Genomic DNA, 23709 nt, shown 5'->3' with positions numbered 1-23709 from the left:
ATCCAGCCTACAACACACGAACATAGGCCTGATAAACATAGCGTCATCAGACATTCAGGTCGTTTCCGCCAACGACTACTGCGACAATACGCTTTCCTGCGCATCACAGAAAAGCATGACTATCCGGGGTAATCCAGGCTATAGTCTTATAAATCAACCAGTTTAACCGGCATCCGCCTTTTCAGGTCACACCAGGAATTATGCTTACACGCGACTCCTCTTCCGGTCGGAAAATCCTGCTTACCTGTATCATTACGGGGATAGCGGCAGCATTACTTATTGGTAGCCTGCAATTTTTCCTGTCGTGGCATAAACGGGATGTTAAATACAATACGCTCCTTTCTGATGTACAACATTACCTGGCCAGCTATTTCGCCGACCTGAAAGCCACCACCGATATTCTTCAGCCGTTGACGATCAACACCTGTCAGCAGGTTGGCGCAGAACTCACCTCAAGAGCCGCTTTTAGCCTTAATGTCCGCGCCTTCTTATTGATTAAAGATAAAAAAGTGTTCTGCTCTTCCGCCACTGGCGCCATGAATATGCCGCTTCAGCAACTGGTACCGGATATAGATATCCGCAAAGACGTTGCTATGGCGATTCTGCCCGGCACGCCAATGATGCCCAACAAACCGACAATGGTGATTTGGTATCGAAACCCATTATTAAATGACAGCGGCGTATTCACATCGCTGAATATTAACCTGACGCCCTACTTACTCTATACCACGCGCCAGGATGATTTTAACGGCATCGCGCTGATTGTCGGCAATACCGCGCTGTCGACCTTTTCTTCGCGTCTGCTGACCGTCGCGGAGCTGCCGGGCGCGCCATCACGACAGGCAACTATCAACGGCCTGCCGCTTAAAATACAGCTTTATGCCGATAGCTGGACCTACAATGACTTGTGGTATGCGTTGATGCTGGGCTGCATTAGCGGCATCGTAGCAGGGTTTATCTGTTACTTTATCTATGCCCTCCGGACGCGACCGGGCAAAGAGATTTTAACGGCGATCAAACACGAGCAGTTTTATGTGGTTTATCAGCCCGTCGTCGATACTCGTACGCTGAGCGTCACCGGGCTTGAAGTCTTACTGCGCTGGCGTCACCCTACGGCAGGCGAGATTCCGCCGGATGCCTTTATCCACTATGCCGAAGCGCAGCAACTTATCGTACCGTTAACGCAGCATCTGTTCGAGCTGATCGCCCGCGACGCGCCCACGCTACAGAAGGTGATGCCCGTCGGTGCCAAATTTGGCATTAACATCGCGCCGGAACATCTGCACAGCGACAGTTTTAAAGAGGATATGCACCGGCTCAGGGACGCCCTGCCCGCGCACCATTTTCATATCGTGCTGGAAATCACTGAACGCGATATGCTCCAGCAGTATGAAGCGGCCAAACTGTTCGAATGGCTGCATTCCGCCGGGTTTGAAATCGCTATAGATGATTTCGGTACAGGCCATAGCGCCCTGATTTATCTGGAGCGATTTACTTTAGATTATCTGAAAATCGATCGCGGCTTTATCCAGGCGATCGGCACGGAAACCGTCACGTCGCCGGTTCTGGATACCGTGCTGACGCTCTCCAGACGCCTGAATATGCTGACGGTGGCCGAGGGCGTTGAAACGCCGGAGCAGGCCCGTTGGCTACGCGATCACGGTGTTAATTACTTGCAGGGGTACTGGATTAGCCGTCCTTTACCCCTTAAAGATTTCGTGCTGTGGATGTCGGCGCCTTCCGTGCCTGAATGGTAGTCCCCTTACGGTTTTAACGGATTCACATCAGACGCAACGTCACTTATTATTCAGCGAAACGCCTGCCGGTTTGCAGCGGGCAATACGATAAGGAAACCGCCTTCAGATGATTGCGCGCGTAATGCTTCTGCTTGTCGCACTGGTTAGCGCTGGCGCCCAGGCCCAGGAAATCAAAGAAAGCTACGCTTTCGCCGTACTCGGCGAACCTAAGTATGCTTTTAACTTTGATCACTTTGATTATGTGAATCCTGCTGCGCCGAAAGGCGGTCAGATGACGCTTTCCGCCATTGGTACGTTCGATAATTTCAATCGCTATTCGCTGCGCGGCAATCCCGGCGTACGTACCGAAGCCCTTTACGATACGCTTTTTACCACCTCGGATGATGAACCCGGAAGCTATTACCCGCTGATTGCCGACCATGCCCGCTATGCCGCCGACTATTCCTGGGTGGAAATCTCGATTAATCCCCGCGCTCGTTTTCACGATGGCACGCCCATTACCGCCCGCGATGTGGCCTTTACCTTTCATAAGTTTATGACCGAAGGCGTACCGCAGTTCCGTCTGGTCTATAAAGGTACTACCGTGAAGGCGATTGCGCCTTTAACCGTGCGAATTGAGCTGGCGAAGCCTGGTAAAGAAGACATGCTTAGTCTGTTTTCATTACCGATCATGCCCGAAAAATTCTGGAAAAATCACAAGCTCAGCGATCCGCTTTCAACGCCGCCCTTAGCCAGCGGGCCATACCGGATTACTCAGTGGAAAATGGGCCAGTACATTGTCTATTCACGCGTCAAAAACTACTGGGCGGCTAATCTGCCGGTCAATCGTGGACGTTTTAACCTCGACACTATCCGCTACGATTACTACCTTGATGACAATGTCGCTTTCGAGGCGTTTAAAGCGGGCGCATTTGATCTACGGCTGGAAAACGACGCTAAAAACTGGGCAACGCGCTATATCGGTAAAAATTTCGATAATCATTACATCATTAAAGAAGAACAGAAAAACGAGTCGGCGCAGGACACACGCTGGCTGGCCTTTAATATTCAGCGCCCGGTATTTAAAGACCGGCGGGTACGTGAAGCTGTCACCCTGGCCTTCGATTTTGAGTGGATGAATAAAGCGCTGTTCTATAATGCCTGGAGCCGAACCAACAGTTACTTCCAGAATACCGAGTACGCCGCCAGAAATTACCCTGACGCCGATGAACTGGTATTACTCGCGCCGATGAAAAAAGATCTTCCTCCTGAAGTCTTCACTCAGATCTATCAGCCGCCGGTCTCTAACGGCGACGGCTACGATCGCGAAAATCTTCTTAAAGCTGACGCCTTGTTGACGCAGGCCGGATGGGTGATCAACGGACAGCAACGGGTCAATAGCGTCACCGGTAAGCCCCTGACGTTTGAACTTCTCCTTCCTGCCAGCAGTAATAGCCAGTGGGTTCTGCCCTTCCAGCATAATCTTCAGCGTCTGGGCATTACGATGACTATCCGTCAGGTTGATAATTCTCAACTCACCAACCGGATGCGTAGCCGCGACTATGACATGATGCCGAGGCTATGGCGGGCGATGCCCTGGCCCAGCTCCGATCTACAAATCTCATGGGCGTCGGAATACATTGACTCCAGTTATAACGCTCCCGGCGTACAAAGCCCGGTGGTGGATAAACTGATCGCGCAAATTATCGCAGCGCAGGGTGATAAAGCGAAACTGGTGCCGCTGGGACGGGCGCTGGATCGCGTGCTGACCTGGAACTATTACATGCTGCCGATGTGGTATATGGCGCAAGACAGGCTCGCCTGGTGGGATAAATTCTCCCATCCGGCGATTCGCCCGGTATATACCATCGGGTTAGATACCTGGTGGTATGATGTCAACAAAGCCGCCAAACTACCGGCAGCCAGGAGGTAGTAAGAATCAATGGGCGCCTATCTTATCCGCCGTCTGTTACTGGTGATCCCCACGCTATGGGCCATTATTACCATTAACTTTTTTATCGTGCAGATCGCTCCCGGCGGCCCTGTCGATCAGGCGATTGCCGCGATTGAATTTGGCCAGGGCGGCGCGTTGCCCGGCGCCAGCGGCGAAGGCGTTCGCGCCAGTCATGCGCAAACCGGCGTCGGCAATATCAGCGACAGCCATTATCGCGGCGGCCGGGGACTCGATCCGGAGGTGATCGCGGAGATCACCCATCGCTACGGCTTCGACAAACCGCTGCATGAGCGTTATTTCAAGATGCTACGGGACTATCTCTCTTTTGACTTCGGCGACAGTCTGTTTCGCAGCGCATCCGTACTAACGCTGATCAAAGATAGCCTTCCCGTCTCCATTACCCTGGGATTATGGAGCACGCTGATTATTTATCTGGTGTCTATCCCGCTGGGGATTCGCAAAGCCGTCCATAACGGCAGTCGCTTTGATGTGTGGAGCAGCGCGTTTATCATTATTGGTTATGCGATCCCCGCCTTTCTGTTCGCTATTTTATTAATCGTCTTTTTTGCCGGCGGCAGCTACTACGATATCTTTCCGCTACGTGGCCTGGTCTCAGCCAACTTTGACACATTACCGTGGTACCAGAAAATCACCGATTATTTGTGGCATATTACGCTGCCGGTGTTGGCGACCGTCATCGGCGGTTTTGCCGCCCTGACGATGCTGACGAAAAATTCGTTTCTCGACGAGGTGCGTAAACAGTATGTCGTTACCGCTCGCGCTAAAGGCGTGAGTGAAAAAAACATTCTCTGGAAACATGTTTTTCGTAACGCCATGCTGCTGGTGATCGCCGGGTTTCCCGCCACTTTTATCAGTATGTTTTTCACCGGCTCGCTGCTAATTGAAGTCATGTTCTCGCTCAACGGCCTGGGGCTGCTGGGTTATGAAGCAACCGTTTCGCGCGACTATCCGGTGATGTTCGGTACGCTTTATATCTTTACCCTGATTGGCTTATTACTGAATATCCTGAGCGATATCAGCTATACGCTGGTCGATCCACGCATTGATTTTGAGGGACGATAATGCCGCGATTAAGCCCGGTCAATCAGGCCCGCTGGGCGCGTTTCCGCCATAATCGCCGGGGCTACTGGTCACTATGGATTTTCCTGGTCGTGTTCAGCCTGAGCTTATGCGCGGAACTGATTGCTAACGATAAGCCATTGCTGGTGCGCTATGAAGGCCAGTGGTATTTTCCGCTGGTAAAAAATTACAGCGAGCGCGATTTCGGCGGCCCGCTGGCGACAACGGCGGATTATCAGGACCCCTGGCTACAACGGCAGCTTGAGAATCGGGGCTGGGTGTTGTGGGCCCCCGTACGCTTTGGTGCCAATACCATTAATTTTGCCACCACGCAGCCTTTCCCCTCCCCGCCTTCGGCGAAAAACTGGCTGGGCACCGATGCGAATGGCGGCGACGTTTTCGCCCGCATCCTGTACGGCACCCGCATTTCTATTTTATTCGGCCTGATGTTAACGATTTGCTCCAGCGTCATGGGCGTACTGGCGGGCGCGCTACAGGGCTATTATGGCGGCAAAGTCGATTTATGGGGACAACGTCTCATCGAAGTCTGGTCGGGGATGCCGACCCTGTTTCTGATTATTTTACTTTCCAGCGTAGTGCAGCCTAACTTCTGGTGGCTGCTGGCCATAACCGTGCTGTTTGGCTGGATGAGTCTGGTGGGCGTGGTGCGCGCCGAGTTTTTACGGACCCGCAATTTTGACTATATCCGCGCCGCGCAGGCGCTTGGCGTCAGCGATCGTGACATTATCCTGCGCCATATGTTGCCTAATGCGATGGTCGCTACCCTGACATTTTTACCGTTCATTTTATGTAGCTCCATCACCACCCTGACGTCGCTGGATTTTCTGGGATTCGGTCTGCCGCTTGGCTCCCCTTCTCTCGGCGAACTTCTTTTACAGGGGAAAAACAACTTACAGGCTCCCTGGCTGGGGATCGCCGCCTTTCTGTCTGTCGCCATTCTGCTATCGCTGCTGATTTTTATCGGCGAAGCGGTACGCGACGCCTTTGATCCTGCTAAGGCGGTATAAGATGACATCTCCATTGCTTGCGATTGAAAATTTATCGGTAGGTTTCCGTCAGCAACAGCACGTGCGCCCTGTCGTTAACGCCATTTCGTTACAGGTGAACGCCGGGGAAACGCTGGCGCTGGTCGGCGAGTCAGGGTCAGGGAAAAGCGTGACGGCGCTTTCCATTCTGCGTCTTTTGCCTACCCCTCCCGCCGTCTACCTCTCCGGCGATATTCGCTTTCACGGCGAATCATTGCTTCATGCCAGCGAGCAGACGTTACGCGGCGTGCGCGGCAATAAAATCGCCATGATTTTTCAGGAACCGATGGTTTCACTTAACCCACTGCATACGCTGGAAAAACAGCTCTATGAAGTGCTGTCGCTCCATCGGGGAATGCGTCGGGAGGCGGCAAGGGCGGAGATGATCGGTTGTCTGGATCGGGTCGGTATCCGCCAGGCGAGCCAGCGTCTGCGCGATTATCCGCATCAGCTTTCCGGCGGCGAACGCCAGCGCGTCATGATAGCCATGGCGCTGTTAACACAGCCGGAATTACTGATCGCCGATGAGCCGACCACCGCCCTCGACGTCTCCGTACAGGCGCAGATCTTATCTCTACTGCGGGAACTCCAGCGCGAGCTCAATATGGGATTGCTGTTTATCACCCATAACCTCAGCATTGTAAAAAAACTGGCGGATTCAGTGGCGGTAATGCAACACGGCAAGTGCGTAGAGAACCAACGCGCCGACACGCTGCTCTCCGCGCCGACCCATCCGTACACGCAAAAACTACTCAACAGCGAACCCACTGGCGATCCGGTTCCGCTCCCCGCCGGGCAGGCGCCGTTGCTGGAAGTGGACAAGCTGCGCGTCGCCTTCCCAATCCGCAAAGGCATTCTGAAGCGCGTCGTGGATCATAATGTGGTGGTTAACAATATCAGTTTCACCCTGCATCCAGGCGAAACGCTGGGTCTGGTCGGCGAGTCAGGATCGGGAAAAAGCACCACCGGTCTGGCGCTGTTACGGCTTATCCGCTCCGAAGGCCGCATCGTGTTTGACGGTCAATCGCTGGATACGTTAAACCGCCGCCAGCTTTTACCTGTTCGCCACCGTATCCAGGTCGTATTCCAGGACCCGAACTCATCGCTAAACCCGCGTTTAAACGTATTGCAAATTATCGAAGAAGGCCTGCGCGTCCACCAGCCTACGCTTTCAGGCGCGCAGCGCGAACAGCAGGTGAAAGCGGTCATGATGGAAGTCGGCCTGGACCCGGAAACGCGGCATCGTTACCCCGCTGAGTTTTCCGGCGGCCAGCGTCAACGTATCGCCGTCGCCAGGGCACTGATTTTAAAACCGTCGCTTATTATTCTGGATGAACCGACCTCATCGCTGGATAAAACCGTTCAGGCGCAGATTCTTGCCCTCCTGAAATCGCTCCAGCAAAAGCACCGTCTGGCCTATATCTTCATTAGCCACGATCTGCATGTAGTACGCGCGCTGTGCCATCAGGTTATTGTGCTACGGCAGGGGGAGGTGGTTGAACAGGGGCAATGCGAGCGCGTGTTTACCGCACCGCAACAGGCCTATACGCGTCAGCTACTCGCGTTAAGCTGACGCCTAAAAAGGATTATTGTTAGAAAAAGGTTCCGCTATCGCCACGCCGAAATTTTTCAGCCGACAGGTGGCGGCAAACTCATCCTGACGATTAACGAACAGGCACGGCTCCCCTTCGCACTCCAGCACGGAGCAAGGAACTTCAATATCGCTTAGCGCCTGGCTGAGCTTATGCATCACTGACCACGCGCTATCGCCTGCCGGACTCAACAGTTTAAGCGCCACCAGACTATTCTCGGTGCTCTGCCCGTTTTGCGGAATCGGTTCAACCTTTGACCCCGCAAAACCCGCCGACCAGCGATAGTTTTGCGGCAGACGGTGAACAATTGAGAGCTGTAATGTATTCACTTTCTTTCCCCGGAAGCACAATTACTTCACAATTTACTTACATTTATATTAACACATCATTGACAACCCGTCCTTAAACAGATTGCTAACGCCCTTCTCTCCGTCAGTGGCTCTACAGCAAGCGGGAGTTAAAATAGTTTTACCGACGCGGAGATAGCGGCGGGCTATATGTACCCGTTTCTGCGATCTAACTCAACCTTTTTAACTACAATGATGTGACTTTTTACATAAATGGATTTTACATAAAATAAACATAAAGGAGGAAAATGATGAATTGGTAATTGATATACATCAACTATGAAAGCCGTTTGGCTTTGCCATCGTGTAGCGGATAGCGTCCCCCAACGCCGCCTGCGCATTCTTCGGCGCCATTGAGGGGCAGCGCGCCCGTCACCGTTTTTTGGGACGGCTGGCGTAGAGATAAAACAGAATGGAACAGGCGGCGCAAAGCGCAATCGACCAGATCATCGGCCACGCACTGGTAAAGGTAGCCAGCGACAGCAACGCGCCGACGATAGCGCCAATACCAAAGCGGAAAGTGCCCGCCAACGAAGACGCCGTTCCGGCCATATGCGGAAACTCATCCAAAATGACCGCCATCGCATTGGACGAAACCATCGACACACAGCCGACAAACGCCGCAACGCCAACCACCAGCGCCCAGAATCCAATGCCCATCAGCGCGCTGAAAACCATCCACACCGCCATCGCAAACTGAATCCATAGCCCGGCCCGAAACATGTTTAGCGCCCCTACCCGTCTGACAAAACGGCTGTTGATAATCGTCATCACAAACAGAAATACGATGTTCAACGCGAAGTAGTAGCCGAAATCCTGCGGCGGAACATGATTAATTTCGATATAAACAAACGGCCCCGCGCTCAAAAAAGAGAACATACCGGCAAAACTAAACCCGCTCGCCAGCATATAGCTCAGTACGCGTTTGTGGCGAAACAACGCGGCAAAGTTACCTATTGTGGTACGAATATGAAAAGGCTGACGCCGCTCAACGGGCAGCGTCTCTTTAATCAAAGCAAAGATCATGACTGACGCCAGAATCGCCGCAATGGCCAGTATCCAGAAGATATAGTGCCAGCTTAACCATACCAACACCCAGCCGCCAACAATGGGCGCCATTAACGGCGCTATCGTAGTGACCAGCATGACAAATGACATCATGCGCGAAAACTCTTCCTTTGGATAAATATCCCGCATCAGCGCATTGATGACGACGCTTGCCGCCGCAGCCGCCAAACCGTGAAAGAAACGCATCACGATCAGTTGATCGATAGTCTGCGCCAACGCACAGGCGACCGCCGCAGCGGCAAATACCAGCGTCCCGCCCAGGATGACCGGCTTACGCCCGAGGCTATCCGCCATCGGTCCATAGATAAGCTGACCCAGCGCAAACCCCAGAATATAGGTGCTGAGCGTCATCTGCGCGCTACCGGCAGGCACGCCGAATTGCGCAGAAATCACCGGCAGCGCAGGAAGATACATATCAATCGACAGCGGCATTAACATGGCCAACAGGCCAAGGATAAAGACAATGGCAAAGGAAGAGTGCTGCCGGGTGGTCACATCGAACTCCTGAAATTAACGAGATAGTTAGCCGACGCTGGCGATTTCTTCTTCAGTCAACGGGCGGTACTCGCCGGGAGCCAGATTCTCATCCAGCGTAATGGCGCCAATCCGTTCGCGGTGCAGTTCCACAACGCGATTGCCTACTGCGGCAAACATCCGCTTCACCTGATGATAACGGCCTTCGCTGATGGTCAGACGGACCTGCACAGGCGTTATCACCTCCAGCGTAGCGGGTTTAGTGAGATCTTTTTCATTATGCAACTGCACGCCTTTCGCAAATTGCGCTGCCGTATCGTCGGCCACCGGCGACTCCAGGGTCACCAGATAGGTTTTTTCACAGTGATGGCGCGGCGACGTAATGCGGTGCGACCACTGACCGTCATCTGTCATTAACACCAGACCGGTAGTATCGATATCCAGACGTCCTGCGGCATGCAGCTTATACGCCACCGGCTCATCCAGGAAATACAGCACCGTTGGATGATCGGGATCATCGGTTGAACAAACGTATCCCTGCGGCTTGTTAAGCATAAAATAGCGTGGCCCGTGTTGCTGCGCTAAGGGATTGCCGTCATACGCAACCGCATGTTCCGGGAGCAGTTTGAAGGCCGCATTTTTAATGATGTCGCCATCGACGGTAACGCGGTTACCACGAATTTCACGCCCGGCAATAGCGCGGCTGACGCCAAGCTGCTGAGCGATAAATTTATCAAGTCGCATGTGTGTGATTTAGCCTGTAATAATACGGAAATCGGGCATTCTACCCGAAAAAAGGGAATTGCTATCCGCTCAGTATAGCGGGCTAACTATATCCCTCAAGGGAAATGATTCATGGCATACTATTCCCGGAACCGTTTAACGTAGTGAGACCATGATTTTTACACTCCGCCCCTACCAGCAAGAAGCCGTAGACGCCACGCTCAGCCACTTTCGCCGCCACCGTACGCCCGCCGTGATTGTTCTGCCGACCGGCGCAGGTAAAAGCCTGGTGATCGCCGAACTGGCGCGCGTCGCCCGCGGACGGGTACTGGTGCTGGCGCATGTGAAAGAGCTGGTCGCGCAGAACCACGCCAAATATTGCGCGCTGGGGCTGGAAGCGGATATTTTCGCCGCCGGACTCAAACGTAAAGAGAGTCAGGGCAAAGTCGTGTTCGGCAGCGTACAGTCGGTGGCGCGTAATCTTGACGCCTTCCAGGAGGAGTTTTCGCTGTTGATTGTCGATGAATGCCACCGCATCGGTGACGATGAAGACAGTCAGTATCAGCAAATCCTCACTCACCTGAGTAAAGTTAATCCTCACTTACGTCTGCTTGGACTCACCGCCACGCCCTTCCGCCTCGGAAAAGGCTGGATTTATCAATTTCATTACCACGGTATGGTGCGCGGCAACGACAACGCGCTGTTTCGCGACTGTATTTATGAACTGCCGCTGCGCTATATGATTAAACACGGCTATCTGACGCCGCCTGAGCGGCTTGATATGCCAGTGGTCCAATACGATTTCAGCCGCCTGCAGGCCCAAAGCAATGGGCTGTTCAGCGAAGCCGACCTGAACCGTGAGCTGAAAAAGCAGCAGCGGATTACGCCGCACATCATCAGCCAGATTATGGAATTTGCGCAAACGCGCAAAGGCGTGATGATTTTCGCCGCCACGGTCGAACATGCGAAAGAGATTGTCGGTCTGCTTCCGGCGGACGACGCGGCGCTGATTACCGGCGATACGCCAGGGCCCGAGCGCGACGCGCTGATTGATAATTTCAAGGCGCAGCGTTTTCGCTATCTGGTTAACGTCTCGGTGCTGACCACCGGCTTTGACGCCCCACACGTTGATCTCATCGCGATTCTACGTCCCACCGAGTCAGTTAGTCTTTACCAACAAATTGTCGGGCGTGGTCTGCGCCTTGCGCCGGGAAAGACCGATTGCCTGATTCTTGATTACGCAGGCAACCCGCACGACCTGTATGCCCCGGAGGTCGGTAGCCCGAAGGGAAAAAGCGATAACGTCCCTGTCCAGGTATTTTGCCCGGCCTGCGGCTTTGCCAACACCTTCTGGGGGAAAACCACTGCCGACGGCACGCTGATTGAACACTTTGGCCGTCGCTGCCAGGGCTGGTTTGACGATGACGACGGCCATCGCGAGCAGTGCGATTTTCGCTTTCGCTTCAAAAACTGCCCGCAGTGTAATGCCGAAAACGATATTGCCGCCCGACGCTGCCGGGAATGTGACGCTATTCTGGTCGACCCGGACGATATGTTAAAAGCGGCGCTCAGGCTCAAGGATGCGTTAGTCCTGCGCTGTAGCGGAATGACGATGCAGCATGGGCAGGATGAGAAAGGCGAATGGCTGAAAATCACTTACTATGACGAGGACGGCGCGGATGTCAGTGAGCGCTTCCGCTTGCACACGCCCGCCCAGCGTACCGCTTTCGAACAGCTATTTATTCGCCCGCATACCCGCACGCCCGGCGTTCCTTTACGCTGGATCACGGCGGCGGATATTGTCGCGCAGCAGGCGCTGTTGCGGCATCCCGATTTTGTGGTCGCGCGGATGAAAGGCCAGTACTGGCAGGTGCGTGAAAAAGTGTTCGACTATGAAGGCCGCTTCCGCCGGGCGCACGAATTACGTGGTTAATTGTACTTTTCATTGATGTAACGGCGATTTGAGTATAGAATCCCGCCCGCCTTTGCATACGCAAAGCAGATCACTTACCTGTTGCTGGGTCGCCTGTAGCAGGAATTATTAAAGAGAGATTTAAATGTTTACTATCAACGCAGAAGTACGTAAAGAGCAGGGTAAGGGTGCGAGCCGCCGCCTGCGCGCCGCTAACAAGTTCCCGGCAATCATCTACGGCGGTTCTGAAGCCCCGATTGCTATCGAACTGGACCACGACCAGGTGATGAACATGCAAGCTAAAGCTGAATTCTACAGCGAAGTTCTGACCCTCGTTGTTGACGGTAAAGAAGTAAAAGTTAAAGCTCAGGCTGTACAGCGTCACGCTTACAAACCGAAGCTGACTCACATCGACTTCGTTCGCGCGTAATCGCCTGGAAGTTGAAGAAAAACCCCGCCCCGGCGGGGTTTTTTTATGCGTTTAATTGAATTTGACGACATGCAGAGCAACGAGAACCCACTTTGCTTTTCTGCTTTCTTACACCTCGCCATATTCAATTAGCGCCTCCCCTAATCGAGGATCTGTAGTTTCCGCCGCGGTATTCATACCTTTAAGCCGATTGAATAATGCCCGTTGTCGAACGCTGGCACTTTCTGGTTTCCATGGCAAAATTCGTATTGGTATCGTTTGCCCGTCATTCAACGCATCAAATACCTTTTCATTGGTCAGTAAGTCGCCGCAGCTCCATGTCTTGCTATCAAACTGAAAATCAAATAAGACATGGAGCTCCAGTTCATCTACACGCACTTGACGCTTTGCATTATCGATGCGTATTTCCACCTTCTCTTTATGCGTCAAAGTTGCATCAAGATTGAGTCCATACCGTTTCAACTGCCCCTTGTCGTAATAGTAACGTATGCTGGACCAGGTTGATTTAAAAGCAAATCCAGTAATGGATAAACCACTTAACAAGAACAGCGGGCATATGAACAAGCTCAGTAACCAGTTGGCGCCATAAGTATAAAACAGTACCAACGAGAGAACGGTGAACACCATGCCGAGCATCAACATCATCAAAAATGCGACAATGTGCGCATACAAAACCTGCCGAAATAAACTGAAATTAACAGGCGGCTTCTGACGTATTCCTTTACTCACTACGGCGTCCTTTTATGTCGTATGCCTTTATTTCCCGCCCGACGTGCGTCGCTGCAACTGGTCGCGCAGATTCGGCGGCGTCCCTTTGATAGTCAGGGTATCGGTCGCCGGGTCCCAGAAAATCCGCTCGCCCAGTAGCATCGCATCAAAGTTAATCGTTAACCCGCCGCCGCTGCCGGCATATTTGGTTAGCTGGCGCAGCGTACTGCGATCCGCCGGGAAGCTCTCTTCCAGCTCATAGCCTTTTTCGGCGGTAAATTCGCTGAAGCTGACTTCACTGACGCCGGAAAGCTCTTTAGACAGCGATTCCAGCTCAATCTCTTCCCCGGCTTGTAACTGCTCGTTGCAGTAGCTGTACACCTGCTGACGCACGTTCTGACGTTCTGCTTTATCCAACTGCGCTTCTGCGGTGAAATCATCCACTGCCTGCAACAGGCCGCGATTCTGCGCTTTGGCGTTCAACCCTTCGCTGGCGCCGAGGAAATCCATAAAGAAGTCAGCGACCTTGCGCCCTACCCGACCTTTCAGGAACGTCAGGTAGCGGGTCGATTGCGGATTAGTTTCCCACTCGGTAAGATCGATACGCGCCACGATATCCGCATGGTTAATATCAAGATAATGCGTCGGGTTAATGTCCAGATTTTCATTGACCCGCATACTGCTCAGGTTGTTCAGTACCGTAACCAGCAGATACTCCACCGCCAGGTAACGATAATGGCAGAACAATACAATGCCGCCGTCCGCAAAGGGATATTTCGCCAGTTCGTCACGCAGGCGTCCGGTCGCCGCCCGGCTAAAGGCAAGAAAATCTTCTTCCCCCTGACGTTGCAACCGCAGCGCTTGCGCCAGTTCACTCTCTTCATTAAACAGGCCATACGCCTTATTCTTGGCGCTATAGACCCGATGCAGTTCAGCCACCATCTCGACAACGGTGGTTGTCGGCTCCAGCAATGAATCGCGCAAGACCAGCTCAAGATTTTGCTCATCGCGCTTGATAAGCTGGTGCAGGGCAATCTGGTTGATATCCAGACTCATGATAAACTCTCCTTTAAGACCGGGCGGTATTCAACCACCGCCTGCCGGAAGACGCAAGCAATCGCCCTGTCATTTCAGGCGTTATCCGTAACGCGAATGATTTAGGGGATAAAAATGCAGAAAAAAAACTGTTGCTACGGTAATATGTTGCCCTTTCATGAACAAACAGATTTTGATTTATGCCACAACTCTCCCGCTATAGTGATGAACATGTTGAACAACTGCTGAGCGAACTGCTCAGTGTACTGGAAAAACATAAGGCGCCGACCGATCTTTCCCTGATGGTGCTGGGAAATATGGTCACCAACCTTATCAACACCAGCGTGGCGCCGGCTCAACGCCAGGCGATTGCGAACTCTTTTGCCCGCGCCTTGCAGTCTTCGATTAGCGAAGACAACGCACACTAAAAAGCCGACTCCGGAGAAACAAGCGACAGGTATGGTAACTCATCGTCAGCGCTACCGTGAAAAAGTCTCCCAGATGGTTAGCTGGGGGCACTGGTTCGCTCTGTTTAATATACTGTTGGCTACGTTGCTCGGCAGCCGTTACCTGTTTGTCGCCGACTGGCCGACAACGCTTGCGGGTCGCATATACTCCTACCTGAGCATTGTCGGACACTTTAGCTTTCTGGTGTTCGCCACCTATTTGCTTATTCTTTTTCCGCTCACGTTTATCGTGATGTCCCAGCGGCTGATGCGGTTTTTATCAGCCATACTGGCGACCGCAGGTATGACGTTGTTGCTTATCGACAGCGAAGTCTTTACCCGTTTTCACCTGCATCTTAACCCCATTGTCTGGGAGCTGGTCATCAACCCTGACCAGAACGAAATGGCGCGCGACTGGCAGCTTATGTTTATTAGCGTGCCGGTTATCTTATTGATTGAGATGCTATTTGCGACATGGAGTTGGCAAAAGCTGCGCAGTCTCACGCGCCGTCGCCATTTCGCAAGGCCGCTTGCGGCATTCTTTTTCGTCTCCTTTATCGCATCGCATCTTATCTACATCTGGGCAGATGCTAATTTTTACCGGCCGATTACCATGCAGCGGGCAAACCTGCCGCTCTCTTATCCGATGACGGCGCGACGTTTTCTTGAAAAACACGGTCTGCTGGATGCGCAGGAATATCAGCGCCGTCTGGTAGAGCAAGGCAATCCGGAAGCGGTCTCCGTACAGTACCCGCTCAGCAATTTGCACTATCGCGATATGGGCACCGGTCAGAATGTGCTGCTCATTACCGTAGACGGCCTGAACTATTCTCGCTTTGAGAAGCAGATGCCGGAGCTGGCTACATTTGCCGAGCAAAACATCGACTTCACCCGTCATATGAGTTCAGGGAATACCACTGATAACGGTATTTTCGGCCTGTTCTATGGCATATCGCCAGGCTATATGGATGGCGTGTTATCCACCAGAACCCCTGCGGCGCTCATTACCGCCTTGAATCAGCAAGGCTACCAACTGGGACTGTTTTCTTCAGATGGCTTCGCCAGCCCGCTTTATCGTCAGGCATTACTGTCCGATTTCTCGATGCCGGCAGCGCAAACGCAGTCTGATGCGCAAACGGCCAGCCAGTGGATAGACTGGCTTGGGCGCTACGCACAGGAAGATAACCGCTGGTTCTCATGGATATCGTTTAACGGTACTAACATTGATGACAGTAACCAGAAAAATTTTGTTAAGCGTTACGCCAGTGCCGCCAGCGACGTGGATGCGCAAATCAATCGGGTTCTGAACGCGCTGCGAGAGGCCGGTAAATTCGACAATACTGTCGTGATCATTACCGCAGGACGCGGCATACCGTTGACGCCGGAAGAAAATCGCTTCGACTGGTCGCAAGGTCATCTGCAAGTACCGCTGGTGATCCACTGGCCGGGGACGCCTGCGCAGCGTATTAATGTGCTTACCGATCATACCGATGTGATGACCACGTTGATGCAACGCCTGTTACATGTCAGCACGCCAGCGAACGAATATTCACAGGGCCAGGACATCTTTACCGTTCCACGTCGTCATAACTGGGTAACGGCGGCAGACGGCAGTACGCTGGCTATCACGACGCCGCAAATGACCCTGGTGCTCAATAATAACGGTCATTATCAGACCTATGACTTACACGGCGAGAAGATCAAAGATCAGAAGCCGCAGCTCAGTCTGCTGCTGCAAGTGCTAACAGAAGAGAAACGTTTTATCGCTAACTGATTAATTATAAATCAGTTAGCACCGTTTCCCCTTGCATTCGCGTTGGAAAGAGGTAGTATTAGCACCCACAAGTCGGCACGTAGCGCAGCCTGGTAGCGCACCGTCATGGGGTGTCGGGGGTCGGAGGTTCAAATCCTCTCGTGCCGACCAAAATTCCCCTTAAAAGCCAGCCTGCCAGGGCTGGTTTTTTTATATATCCAATTTGCAAATGGTGAAATGATGGTGAAATAGCTATCGAAGGTCACTGCAAATTGACTTCAAGCTCCCTCCAACGCGAAAAGTTGAACAGATGACTTAAATACATTGATTAGTCATCCTTAACCAGTAGAATCCGCCACGACTGGTAACTATTCAATACACGCACTATCGAACGATCGCCAGTTTGCCGCAGCCCGTTCTTGCATACAATGTGGCTGCGGCACACCATCACATCAGAAATTTGAAAATCAGGGTAAACCTGTCACTTAACCTGAAGCAGGTCTTCATAGCGGGTGGTATATCGGGATGACAGTATGTTTCTCTTCATAGCCCACTGTTGCTGGATACCCTCCCCGGCAAAGTACAGCTTTCCCCAGCCCTTCTTTGCATTCAGGTGATCCAGTACTTCCATCGGCTTCTCGCTACCGGCGCGCGGCGCGTTATCATCGAAAAAGTTGCGCCGCGCCCTGACTGAAGAAGTCTCCCCTATTTCACCTGTACATCATCCGTACTGTCTGATGTTGTTCGTCCGGGAATATCTTTGTCGCACCGCACCTCATTCACCTGGTGCATCAGTTACGACGCCACTGAACGTTCAGATAGCTCCCCAGCATCTCCTCCACAAGAGGTCGCAGGCCATCCAAAAATGTCTTTTTCGCGCTCTCCATCGCTCTTGCTCCGATAGTGCGCTCTGCATCGGTATTACCGACCAGCCCAGACGGTCTCAGCTCTGTGTCAGACAGCATCCGGTACGTTTCCTCATAATCCGATATTTGCTTTTCACGAAGCGCGTTAACGCGTTCCGGCGCTTTGCGCTCCAGCACTCTGTGTAACGGCCCCCACTGCAGTATCCACTCCCTGAACTCGCTTTTTTCAGCGGCTTTCACCTGAAGCTCCGCGTCCTGAAGGTCTGTAACCGTCACGCCGGATACGTCAAAGAAACGCATTTCTGACGTCACGCTGGTCAGCCCGAGTGATTTCTTCAGCTTATTCTGATACGCCAGCCAGACCTCAATTTCATCAACGAGAGCCAGCGTTCTGACCTTTTCCCGGGCAATCTGTTCCAGTTTTCCCAGACGGAACATCTCACGCCCCGTGGCAACCAGCGCCGCGAGATCGTTATCGTATTGCCCTTTTTCTGCATTATGTACCAGCTGTACGTTCTTCATCTGGTGCAAAAAAAATGTGACCCGGTCCTCGCAGCTTGAGGTTGCCTCTGTTGCCATAGCAAAGGTGTTTGCTCTCAACGCCTCATCTTCAGCCAGTTGTGCCAGCCAGGACGATATCTGTGCCTTAAACCCCGCGTCCTTTATGAAGTTTTCCGTCTCACTCAGTCTGTCCAGGAAGAGGCTGAAGGCGTCGGCGTTATCTTCCTGTCCGAACATATGCCATCTGTCTGCAGGAGCCGGTTCCCCCTCCCGGGCAGGCACCAGCCAGTCAGCGGCCGCCAGGTGCAGTGCCCGAGTTTCCCGGGGGGCGGAGGCTCCCGCCATATCGAATTGTATTATGGGGCCTGAATAGCCAGGCGCGCTGGTGATCTCCCGCAGCGCCTGCAAAGTACGTTCAGACAGTGGGTTCCCTTCCAGATTTACGGTTGTCTCTGAAGACAGATGAATGAGACTTTCCGGCAGGCGGGTCAGCTGGTTACGATAGACCGACAGCGACAGTAGTCCTGACGGCAGCATCGGCAGGCTGGTCAGCCGGTTACCAGATACCATCAGCTCCTTCAGTTCTGACGGCAGCACCGGCAGACTGGTCAGCCGGTTACCAGATACAATCAGCTCCTTCAGTCCTGACGGCAACGCCGGCAGGCTGGTCAGCCGATTATTATAGGCCCACAGCTTATATAATTCTGACGGCAGCGTCGGCAGGCTGGCCAGTTGGTTATCAGATACCGACAGCTCCTGTAGCCCTGACGGCAACGTCGGCAGGCTGGTCAGCTGGTTATTATAGGCCCACAGCTTACATAATTCTGACGGCAGCGCCGGCAGGCTGGCCAGTTGGTTATCAGATACCGACAGCTCCTGTAGCCCTGGCGGCAACACCGGCAGGCTGGTCAGTTGATTACCAAAGATCCACAGCTTACATAGTCCTGACGGCAGCGCCGGCAGGTGGGTCAGCGGGTTACTAAAGATCGACAGTTCCAGTAGTCCTGGCGGCAGCACCGGCAGGCTAGTCAGCTGGTTACCAGAGACCTCCAGCGTCCGCAGTTCTGGCGGCAGCGCCGGCAGGCTGGTCAGATTATTATCAGGAATAACCAGTGTGGTAATATGCGCGGGTAAACAGTCTGGCAAGGTGGTAAGACCTGATTCTCCCACGTTAAGCACTGCATTGCCATTATTCAGGCAGGCACGCATTTTCTGTACCACTGCTGCACGGCCGCGTGACTCTTCTGCGGGTGCAGCCCTTCTCCACGCTGACCAGACAGCATCATACTCTGCTGGCGTCTGTGGAGCCGTTGTGGCAGGGAGGAAGGATGTCCTGAATGTCCCGGATGCCCCTTCCGCGTGTCCTGTGCCCTCCTCACCCTGTGCTGTGTCCAGGGTGAGGCGATGTGTTTCACTGTACCCCTGGCAATTTACGGTATAGTTCCCGGCATCATCAAGGGTGACTGACAATATCTCCTGACTGTCTTCATCCAGAATACAGAAGTAATTTTCCCCGTGCTGGCCGGAATGAATGCTTTCCTCCCATCCGGCATACGCGAGCGTCCTGAGCAGTTCAAATCTGTTGATCATATCCTCCCGCGTCGTTCCGGCCGGCGGGTGACAAATCGCCCAGATGCACTCCAGCGCTTCAGTCTGGTGCGTTGAGCAAAAAAATTCCTTCATTTTTTCCCAGGAACTCATTTCAGGGGGGGTATCAGACCAGGCAATACGATAAATGCGACGGTTACTGATGGTGGCGGGAAGACATCCGCTTCCAATATGAAAGGGCATAACAAAAAACCTTTATAAATTTACATATAGTATCTGTCCGGCAGACATCATCTCTTCCTGGTCTTAATTTCACAATAAGGTTATCGGCGGATTCATGGTCGTCCTGACATGGCGGGCTTCAGAAGGTGCAGAAGAAAAATCCGTTATGATGACCGGATGGCGGGACTGTCATTTTACAGCTAAAGTGTCGATTTTTTCAGGGTCGCTTTCCACGATGACCAGATCATCCGGTATCAACGCCCGGGCGTTCAATTTTCGATTCTGCCTGCCTGCGCAGCTCTTCCGGCGAATAAACCCTTTGAACGACTTTACCGTCTTTAAACTGCCAGCAGCATGAATATCAGCGCGACGGTTTTCATCCGTATCAGGCAACTCTGCAACGCTCTGGCCAGCAGGCCACAGCCCGGAAACATCACGCGTAATACACGTAATAACATCGTTATCGTCGTAGGTAATTTTCAGCGTGTCTGCTGAAAATAATTGCTGGCACCCATACCAGTCCTGACCATCCTCTGATTTAAGATACGCCGCATCGGCGAATAATGTGTCATCTGGTTCCGGTGCATACGGAATGAAATTTTTAATATTTAAAAACTGTTTGTTCTTTTTATTTTTTTTCCGCTGTCATAATTATTCCTTCTTATACACTTGGGGCTGTCACCCACGTATCACCAACCAGATACTGAATGGGACGTTGTCACCCGAATAGTCATCGCGCCACGCACTCCCATTACCTCAATCACTGCGCCAGCGAGACAGATATTACCGCAGCCAGTATCCGTGATGATTTTGTTATAAGCGTAAGACCAGGAGCCACGACACATCCAGTAAGGGTGATTGAATGCGCCCTGAGACTCCAGCCAGACGATAAACTCCGCCGTCGTCCACGGATTATCATCACAGCCGATAATAACTGCGCCATCAAACGCTCGCGCGGCACCGATACGACGCACAAACAAATCCTTGTCCGGAATATCGCCGCCATTCTGTGATTTTTGTAATGCATCGGCGGCACGACTTATGGTTTCTCGCAAACCAACGTATTCGATAAGACCGTCAACACTTTTTCCTGACAGCGCCGTCAGGGTTTCGTCCAGCGGCTGCTTGCCCGCCAGTTTATTCAGTACCGTGGTGGCAAAGTTCGGATCATTTCCCAACGCGTCAGCCAGTTCCTGCAGGGTGTCCAGTGGCTCCAGTACGGAACCAACCAGCGCGGCAATCAGTTTGCGGACAAACTCCGCGTTTGTTGTCTGAAGCCCTTTAGCATCGCCTGGCGGCGTCGGTGTGGTCGGCGTTCCAGTGAATGCCGGGCTGTCCAGCGGCGCTTTGGTCCGTACCTCACCCATAACGGTTTTTACCGCCTTTGGTGTGGCCGCCAGCGCTTCGCTGTCACTGTCCGTGGCACTGCTTAATTTAACGATACCTTTTTTCGTCAGGCTTGCATCTTCCAGGGAAATCACGTCTGCGATATCCTCGGCCCGTTTCGCGGCCTCTTCGGCTCTGGTTGCCAATTCTCCGGCTGCAGCTCTGCTTTGCGCTGCCAGTGATGCGCTGGTATCAGATGCGGCGGCGTGGGTGGATGCCTCCGATGCTGATGACGAGGCGGCTGCCGCCGTTCTGGCTGTGTCAGCCAACGCCGCGCTGGCTGATGCCTCCCCGGCTTTTGTGGTCGCCGTACCTGCGCTGCTCTCCGCAGATGCTGCGGATGAAGCTGCCGACCAAAATTCCCCTTGAAAACCAGCCTGTCAGGGCTGGTTTTTTTATGCCTACAATTAAAAAGTTAGCTGATGCCAGAGACGTTATTTTGCATGAACTGATTTTGCATGAACTGATTGGACATCTTTCCTGTGCAGTGGTCACAGTAAAGTCAATGCAGGCAACTAACGTAAACCATGTTTGTACTAAAACAGAAAAAGCGCATCTACACCCTATACTGGAAAAAATGTTTGCAGTGGCAGGTAAATGAGTAAGCAATCTGTCGCAGCAATAATAAAACGTTCTGGTAAGGTAAACGGCCTACCACGCCTTTGTCGCTAACAATTAGCCTCCCTGTCGCCATAGGGTCGATAACGATCGGCTATTCACAACACGTTTTGTAGACAACGTACGGTGATTAATTACTCCTTCAGCCAGCAACTCGCTAATTGTTATTCAACTTCAGAAATTATAACTAATTGAAGCACCTACAAAATTATGCCCTGAATTTTTATCCGTAAGTGATCCATTCGAGAAATGCCGGATATAAGCTTCTGTAGAAAAAGCCCCAAAGTTCCAGCCAAGAAACGCTTTTTCTCCAAAGGTAAATGCAGAATTGACACGCATATCATCTCGCGACTTAGATTTTATATAAGCCCCCAGACCAATACCGGTATAGATACCAGCGAAATGAACCAGCGCCACATCCTTCGAGATACCCAATACGCCCTGGTTATATTTATTACAGGGAACGCTGCCAGAATGTTTACTGCAATCATCGCTACCCTTAGCCTTAAATCCTCCTAACTCCAGATTATTTCTTGCCTGTAAAAAGAAAAAATCGCTGGGTTCACTGTATGTCAGAAAAGCCGTATATAAGTGCTCAACCCCTCCTCTTCTTATACTTTCTCCCGCAGCAAAAGAGATCTGATGCTTGTTGCCCTTGCCAAAAAAAACATTATCATTAGCAGAACATGCGAATGCACAAGGTAATAATAGATATATAAATATTCTCTTCATATACACTCCACCACCATTTCAATGTCAATAGTTATTTTTAACCGGCTAACATATTTAAAATTTTCTACGCCACGCTTACGCTCACAGAAACGGCTGATATAGCATCCACACTACGTTCTCCCCTTGAGTCGCCCCAACGGGTGCTCAAAACGCCGCGAGTGTTGTTCAGGCACATCCAGGATAAGTTATAAGTGAATGACACTCATTTCTGACCACATTTTCATTTATGATAAGAATATCGTCAGAATCTCTTTATCGCATAAAAATACCTCTGCTATTGACTTAATATTTAATTTAACAGATGTCGCGGTTTATTCGTTCTGCTCAGATGTATTTCATTGACATTAATAAAACCATAAATAAATTCAGTTAAAATAATTTGTTAATAATGACAAGCTTTAGACGCTATGACTTTTAATAAGGAATTTCCTGCCAGTAAAGATAGTCTGGACTTACGGGGGCAAGGGCGCAGCAACATATGCCACACTTCTGTTATGTCACATTGTCCGAAAAAAGCGTCCAGACCAGTATTCAACTTCAGGGAGTATTCTGTTTTCTCTCACAACGGGTTGTTTTATCCTTTCTATCGTTCAGCTAATTACTCGCCTGTCACAGGTTTTACTACTTACCCATGCACTAATTAGGGTAAAATTTACGCGCTTGACAATGTGGCAAATCTGGACGATTTCCGCGCTGAAAACAATAATCATTCTAATAAAACTCAGGAGATATAGCATGCCTGAAGTAACACCTTTTCAGGTGCTTATTGTGGACGACCATCCACTTATGCGGCGAGGTATTCGTCAATTACTGGAACTGGACCCGGCTTTTCATGTCGTTGCCGAAGCGGGTGACGGGGCGAGTGCGATCGATCTGGCGAATCGCATTGAGCCCGATCTGATCCTGCTGGATCTGAATATGAAAGGTCTGAGCGGGTTAGATACCCTGAACGCGCTACGCCGGGATGGTGTGACGGCGCAAATTATTATTCTTACCGTCTCGGATTCCGCCAGCGACATCTACGCGCTGATCGACGCCGGCGCCGACGGTTATCTGCTCAAAGATAGCGATCCGGAAGTGCTGCTGGAGGCCATTCGCAAAGGCGCTAACGGCGGTAAAGTCTTTAGCGATCGGGTCAATGAATATCTGCGTGAGCGTGAACGGTTTGGCGCGCAGGAAGATCCCTTTAGTATCCTGACCGAACGAGAGTTAGATGTCTTGCATGAGCTGGCGCAGGGGCTTTCTAACAAACAGATTGCGTCAGTACTGAATATTTCTGAGCAGACGGTTAAGGTGCACATTCGTAATCTACTTCGCAAGCTAAACGTGCGCTCGCGCGTCGCGGCGACCATTCTATTTTTACAAACACGCGGAATGCAGTAACAAGCCAGGCCCGGTGGCGCCGCGCCACCGGGCCGTCAGGGTCTTATTTCTCCTGCGCCAGCCGGATACTGCGCTCTATCACCGCCCGCCGGGCGTCACCCGCCGGCAGTAACTTCAGCATCATCTCCCAGGCCGCCACCGCCTCGCCA

General features: G+C 52.1%; 20 protein-coding genes, 1 tRNA gene and 3 pseudogenes. 14 read left to right on the top strand and 10 right to left on the bottom strand.

Annotation, left to right across the window (positions count from 1 at the left end; all coding sequences use genetic code 11):
- Positions 1 to 200: 200 nt before the first annotated feature.
- The 5 genes from J4617_RS00115 to yejF all read left to right on the top strand — a co-directional run bounded on the left by J4617_RS00115 (position 201) and on the right by yejF (position 7389).
- A complete protein-coding gene (locus tag J4617_RS00115) occupies positions 201 to 1757 on the top strand; it encodes a cyclic di-GMP phosphodiesterase (protein ID WP_000957744.1) in 1557 nt (518 codons plus the stop codon).
- A 106-nt stretch (positions 1758 to 1863) separates the two neighbouring features.
- Positions 1864 to 3669 carry an extracellular solute-binding protein gene (locus J4617_RS00110; RefSeq protein ID WP_000561742.1) on the top strand — a complete coding sequence of 602 codons (1806 nt, stop codon included), beginning with the start codon at positions 1864 to 1866 and terminating at the stop codon, positions 3667 to 3669.
- A 9-nt stretch (positions 3670 to 3678) separates the two neighbouring features.
- Positions 3679 to 4773 carry a microcin C ABC transporter permease YejB gene (locus tag J4617_RS00105; protein ID WP_000501623.1) on the top strand — a complete coding sequence of 365 codons (1095 nt, stop codon included), beginning with the start codon at positions 3679 to 3681 and terminating at the stop codon, positions 4771 to 4773.
- The gene (locus J4617_RS00100) at positions 4773 to 5798 is read left to right on the top strand and encodes an ABC transporter permease (protein ID WP_001137761.1); all 1026 of its coding nucleotides are present in this window, start codon (positions 4773 to 4775) and stop codon (positions 5796 to 5798) included. The genes J4617_RS00105 and J4617_RS00100 overlap by 1 nt, the downstream gene beginning before the upstream one ends.
- A 1-nt stretch (position 5799) precedes the next feature.
- Entirely contained in the window at positions 5800 to 7389 is a 1590-nt protein-coding gene (gene yejF / locus J4617_RS00095; protein WP_017466094.1) for a microcin C ABC transporter ATP-binding protein YejF, read from the top strand.
- A gap of 3 nt (positions 7390 to 7392) precedes the next feature.
- Here yejF and J4617_RS00090 read toward each other — a convergent pair whose 3' ends face one another.
- From J4617_RS00090 to rsuA, 3 genes are all read right to left on the bottom strand, one after another.
- Positions 7393 to 7737 carry a YejG family protein gene (locus J4617_RS00090; protein WP_001094639.1) on the bottom strand — a complete coding sequence of 115 codons (345 nt, stop codon included), beginning with the start codon at positions 7735 to 7737 and terminating at the stop codon, positions 7393 to 7395.
- A 390-nt stretch (positions 7738 to 8127) separates the two neighbouring features.
- Entirely contained in the window at positions 8128 to 9318 is a 1191-nt protein-coding gene (locus J4617_RS00085) for a Bcr/CflA family multidrug efflux MFS transporter (RefSeq protein ID WP_000213349.1), read from the bottom strand.
- Positions 9319 to 9345: 27 nt separating this feature from the next.
- Positions 9346 to 10041: a 16S rRNA pseudouridine(516) synthase RsuA gene (gene rsuA, locus J4617_RS00080; protein ID WP_001234836.1), complete on the bottom strand. Its 696-nt coding sequence runs from the start codon at positions 10039 to 10041 to the stop codon at positions 9346 to 9348.
- Positions 10042 to 10192: 151 nt separating this feature from the next.
- Between rsuA and J4617_RS00075 the strand changes: the two genes are divergently transcribed.
- Positions 10193 to 11953, top strand: a complete 1761-nt coding sequence (locus J4617_RS00075) for a DEAD/DEAH box helicase (protein ID WP_000578115.1) — start codon at positions 10193 to 10195, stop codon at positions 11951 to 11953.
- Between the two features lie 124 nt (positions 11954 to 12077).
- Positions 12078 to 12362, top strand: a complete 285-nt coding sequence (gene rplY, locus J4617_RS00070; protein ID WP_000494192.1) for a 50S ribosomal protein L25 — start codon at positions 12078 to 12080, stop codon at positions 12360 to 12362.
- Between the two features lie 108 nt (positions 12363 to 12470).
- Here the strand turns inward: rplY and J4617_RS00065 are convergent, their stop codons facing one another.
- The gene (locus tag J4617_RS00065; RefSeq protein ID WP_001618515.1) at positions 12471 to 13091 is read right to left on the bottom strand and encodes a hypothetical protein; all 621 of its coding nucleotides are present in this window, start codon (positions 13089 to 13091) and stop codon (positions 12471 to 12473) included.
- 27 nt (positions 13092 to 13118) lie between these two features.
- Positions 13119 to 14126 (bottom strand): nucleoid-associated protein YejK, encoded by a 1008-nt coding sequence (yejK, locus tag J4617_RS00060; protein ID WP_000050806.1) that lies wholly within the window; start codon positions 14124 to 14126, stop codon positions 13119 to 13121.
- A 179-nt stretch (positions 14127 to 14305) separates the two neighbouring features.
- Between yejK and J4617_RS00055 the strand changes: the two genes are divergently transcribed.
- The 4 genes and pseudogenes from J4617_RS00055 to J4617_RS22845 form a co-directional block, all read left to right on the top strand.
- Entirely contained in the window at positions 14306 to 14533 is a 228-nt protein-coding gene (locus tag J4617_RS00055; protein ID WP_001135904.1) for a YejL family protein, read from the top strand.
- 31 nt (positions 14534 to 14564) lie between these two features.
- A complete protein-coding gene (gene yejM / locus J4617_RS00050; protein ID WP_000256150.1) occupies positions 14565 to 16325 on the top strand; it encodes an LPS biosynthesis-modulating metalloenzyme YejM in 1761 nt (586 codons plus the stop codon).
- 73 nt (positions 16326 to 16398) lie between these two features.
- Positions 16399 to 16475, top strand: a tRNA-Pro gene (locus J4617_RS00045).
- Positions 16431 to 16529 (top strand): annotated as a pseudogene (locus tag J4617_RS22845) (hypothetical protein); the annotation flags it as partial. The gene J4617_RS00045 and the pseudogene J4617_RS22845, both read left to right, overlap by 45 nt.
- 256 nt (positions 16530 to 16785) lie before the next feature.
- Here the strand turns inward: J4617_RS22845 and J4617_RS00040 are convergent.
- The 3 genes and pseudogenes from J4617_RS00040 to J4617_RS00025 form a co-directional block, all read right to left on the bottom strand.
- Positions 16786 to 17083, bottom strand: a pseudogene (locus J4617_RS00040) (DUF4113 domain-containing protein); the annotation flags it as partial.
- Between the two features lie 12 nt (positions 17084 to 17095).
- Positions 17096 to 19462 (bottom strand): SPI-2 type III secretion system effector E3 ubiquitin transferase SspH2, encoded by a 2367-nt coding sequence (sspH2, locus tag J4617_RS00035; RefSeq protein ID WP_023198577.1) that lies wholly within the window; start codon positions 19460 to 19462, stop codon positions 17096 to 17098.
- A 668-nt stretch (positions 19463 to 20130) separates the two neighbouring features.
- Positions 20131 to 20922: a tail fiber protein gene (locus tag J4617_RS00025; RefSeq protein WP_000624225.1), complete on the bottom strand. Its 792-nt coding sequence runs from the start codon at positions 20920 to 20922 to the stop codon at positions 20131 to 20133.
- Between the two features lie 115 nt (positions 20923 to 21037).
- Between J4617_RS00025 and J4617_RS00020 the strand changes: the two genes are divergently transcribed.
- Both J4617_RS00020 and J4617_RS00015 read left to right on the top strand, forming a co-directional pair.
- Positions 21038 to 21196 carry a hypothetical protein gene (locus tag J4617_RS00020; protein WP_153260251.1) on the top strand — a complete coding sequence of 53 codons (159 nt, stop codon included), beginning with the start codon at positions 21038 to 21040 and terminating at the stop codon, positions 21194 to 21196.
- Between the two features lie 28 nt (positions 21197 to 21224).
- Positions 21225 to 21428, top strand: coding sequence for a virulence protein MsgA (locus tag J4617_RS00015; RefSeq protein ID WP_001653202.1), 204 nt, complete (start codon positions 21225 to 21227; stop codon positions 21426 to 21428).
- 191 nt (positions 21429 to 21619) lie between these two features.
- Here the strand turns inward: J4617_RS00015 and pagL are convergent, their stop codons facing one another.
- The gene (pagL, locus tag J4617_RS00010; protein ID WP_000281877.1) at positions 21620 to 22183 is read right to left on the bottom strand and encodes a lipid A 3-O-deacylase PagL; all 564 of its coding nucleotides are present in this window, start codon (positions 22181 to 22183) and stop codon (positions 21620 to 21622) included.
- A gap of 729 nt (positions 22184 to 22912) precedes the next feature.
- On the opposite strand from pagL, the gene narP reads away from it, so the two are divergent.
- Positions 22913 to 23560 (top strand): nitrate/nitrite response regulator protein NarP, encoded by a 648-nt coding sequence (gene narP / locus J4617_RS00005; RefSeq protein ID WP_001115498.1) that lies wholly within the window; start codon positions 22913 to 22915, stop codon positions 23558 to 23560.
- A 43-nt stretch (positions 23561 to 23603) separates the two neighbouring features.
- Here the strand turns inward: narP and J4617_RS22840 are convergent.
- A pseudogene (locus J4617_RS22840) lies at positions 23604 to 23709 on the bottom strand (hypothetical protein); the annotation flags it as partial.

This window comes from Salmonella sp. 32010601201800023SM, from assembly GCF_017572235.1.
GTDB classification, from domain to species: Bacteria; Pseudomonadota; Gammaproteobacteria; order Enterobacterales; family Enterobacteriaceae; genus Salmonella; species Salmonella enterica.
Note: the sequence above shows the minus strand (reverse complement) of the source record. Positions and strands in the feature narration are given on the sequence as shown.

Excerpts from the sequence above, each read along its gene's own strand:
- sspH2 (WP_023198577.1), bottom strand. The coding sequence starts at position 19,462 with ATGCCCTTTCATATTGGAAGCGGATGTCTTCCCGCCACCATCAGTAAC.
- J4617_RS00100 (WP_001137761.1), top strand. The coding sequence starts at position 4,773 with ATGCCGCGATTAAGCCCGGTCAATCAGGCCCGCTGGGCGCGTTTCCGC.
- yejF (WP_017466094.1), top strand. The coding sequence starts at position 5,800 with ATGACATCTCCATTGCTTGCGATTGAAAATTTATCGGTAGGTTTCCGT.
- yejM (WP_000256150.1), top strand. The coding sequence starts at position 14,565 with ATGGTAACTCATCGTCAGCGCTACCGTGAAAAAGTCTCCCAGATGGTT.
- J4617_RS00075 (WP_000578115.1), top strand. The coding sequence starts at position 10,193 with ATGATTTTTACACTCCGCCCCTACCAGCAAGAAGCCGTAGACGCCACG.
- rsuA (WP_001234836.1), bottom strand. The coding sequence starts at position 10,041 with ATGCGACTTGATAAATTTATCGCTCAGCAGCTTGGCGTCAGCCGCGCT.
- J4617_RS00105 (WP_000501623.1), top strand. The coding sequence starts at position 3,679 with ATGGGCGCCTATCTTATCCGCCGTCTGTTACTGGTGATCCCCACGCTA.
- narP (WP_001115498.1), top strand. The coding sequence starts at position 22,913 with ATGCCTGAAGTAACACCTTTTCAGGTGCTTATTGTGGACGACCATCCA.
- J4617_RS00115 (WP_000957744.1), top strand. The coding sequence starts at position 201 with ATGCTTACACGCGACTCCTCTTCCGGTCGGAAAATCCTGCTTACCTGT.
- yejK (WP_000050806.1), bottom strand. The coding sequence starts at position 14,126 with ATGAGTCTGGATATCAACCAGATTGCCCTGCACCAGCTTATCAAGCGC.
- rplY (WP_000494192.1), top strand. The coding sequence starts at position 12,078 with ATGTTTACTATCAACGCAGAAGTACGTAAAGAGCAGGGTAAGGGTGCG.
- J4617_RS00015 (WP_001653202.1), top strand. The coding sequence starts at position 21,225 with ATGCCTACAATTAAAAAGTTAGCTGATGCCAGAGACGTTATTTTGCAT.
- J4617_RS00110 (WP_000561742.1), top strand. The coding sequence starts at position 1,864 with ATGATTGCGCGCGTAATGCTTCTGCTTGTCGCACTGGTTAGCGCTGGC.
- J4617_RS00055 (WP_001135904.1), top strand. The coding sequence starts at position 14,306 with ATGCCACAACTCTCCCGCTATAGTGATGAACATGTTGAACAACTGCTG.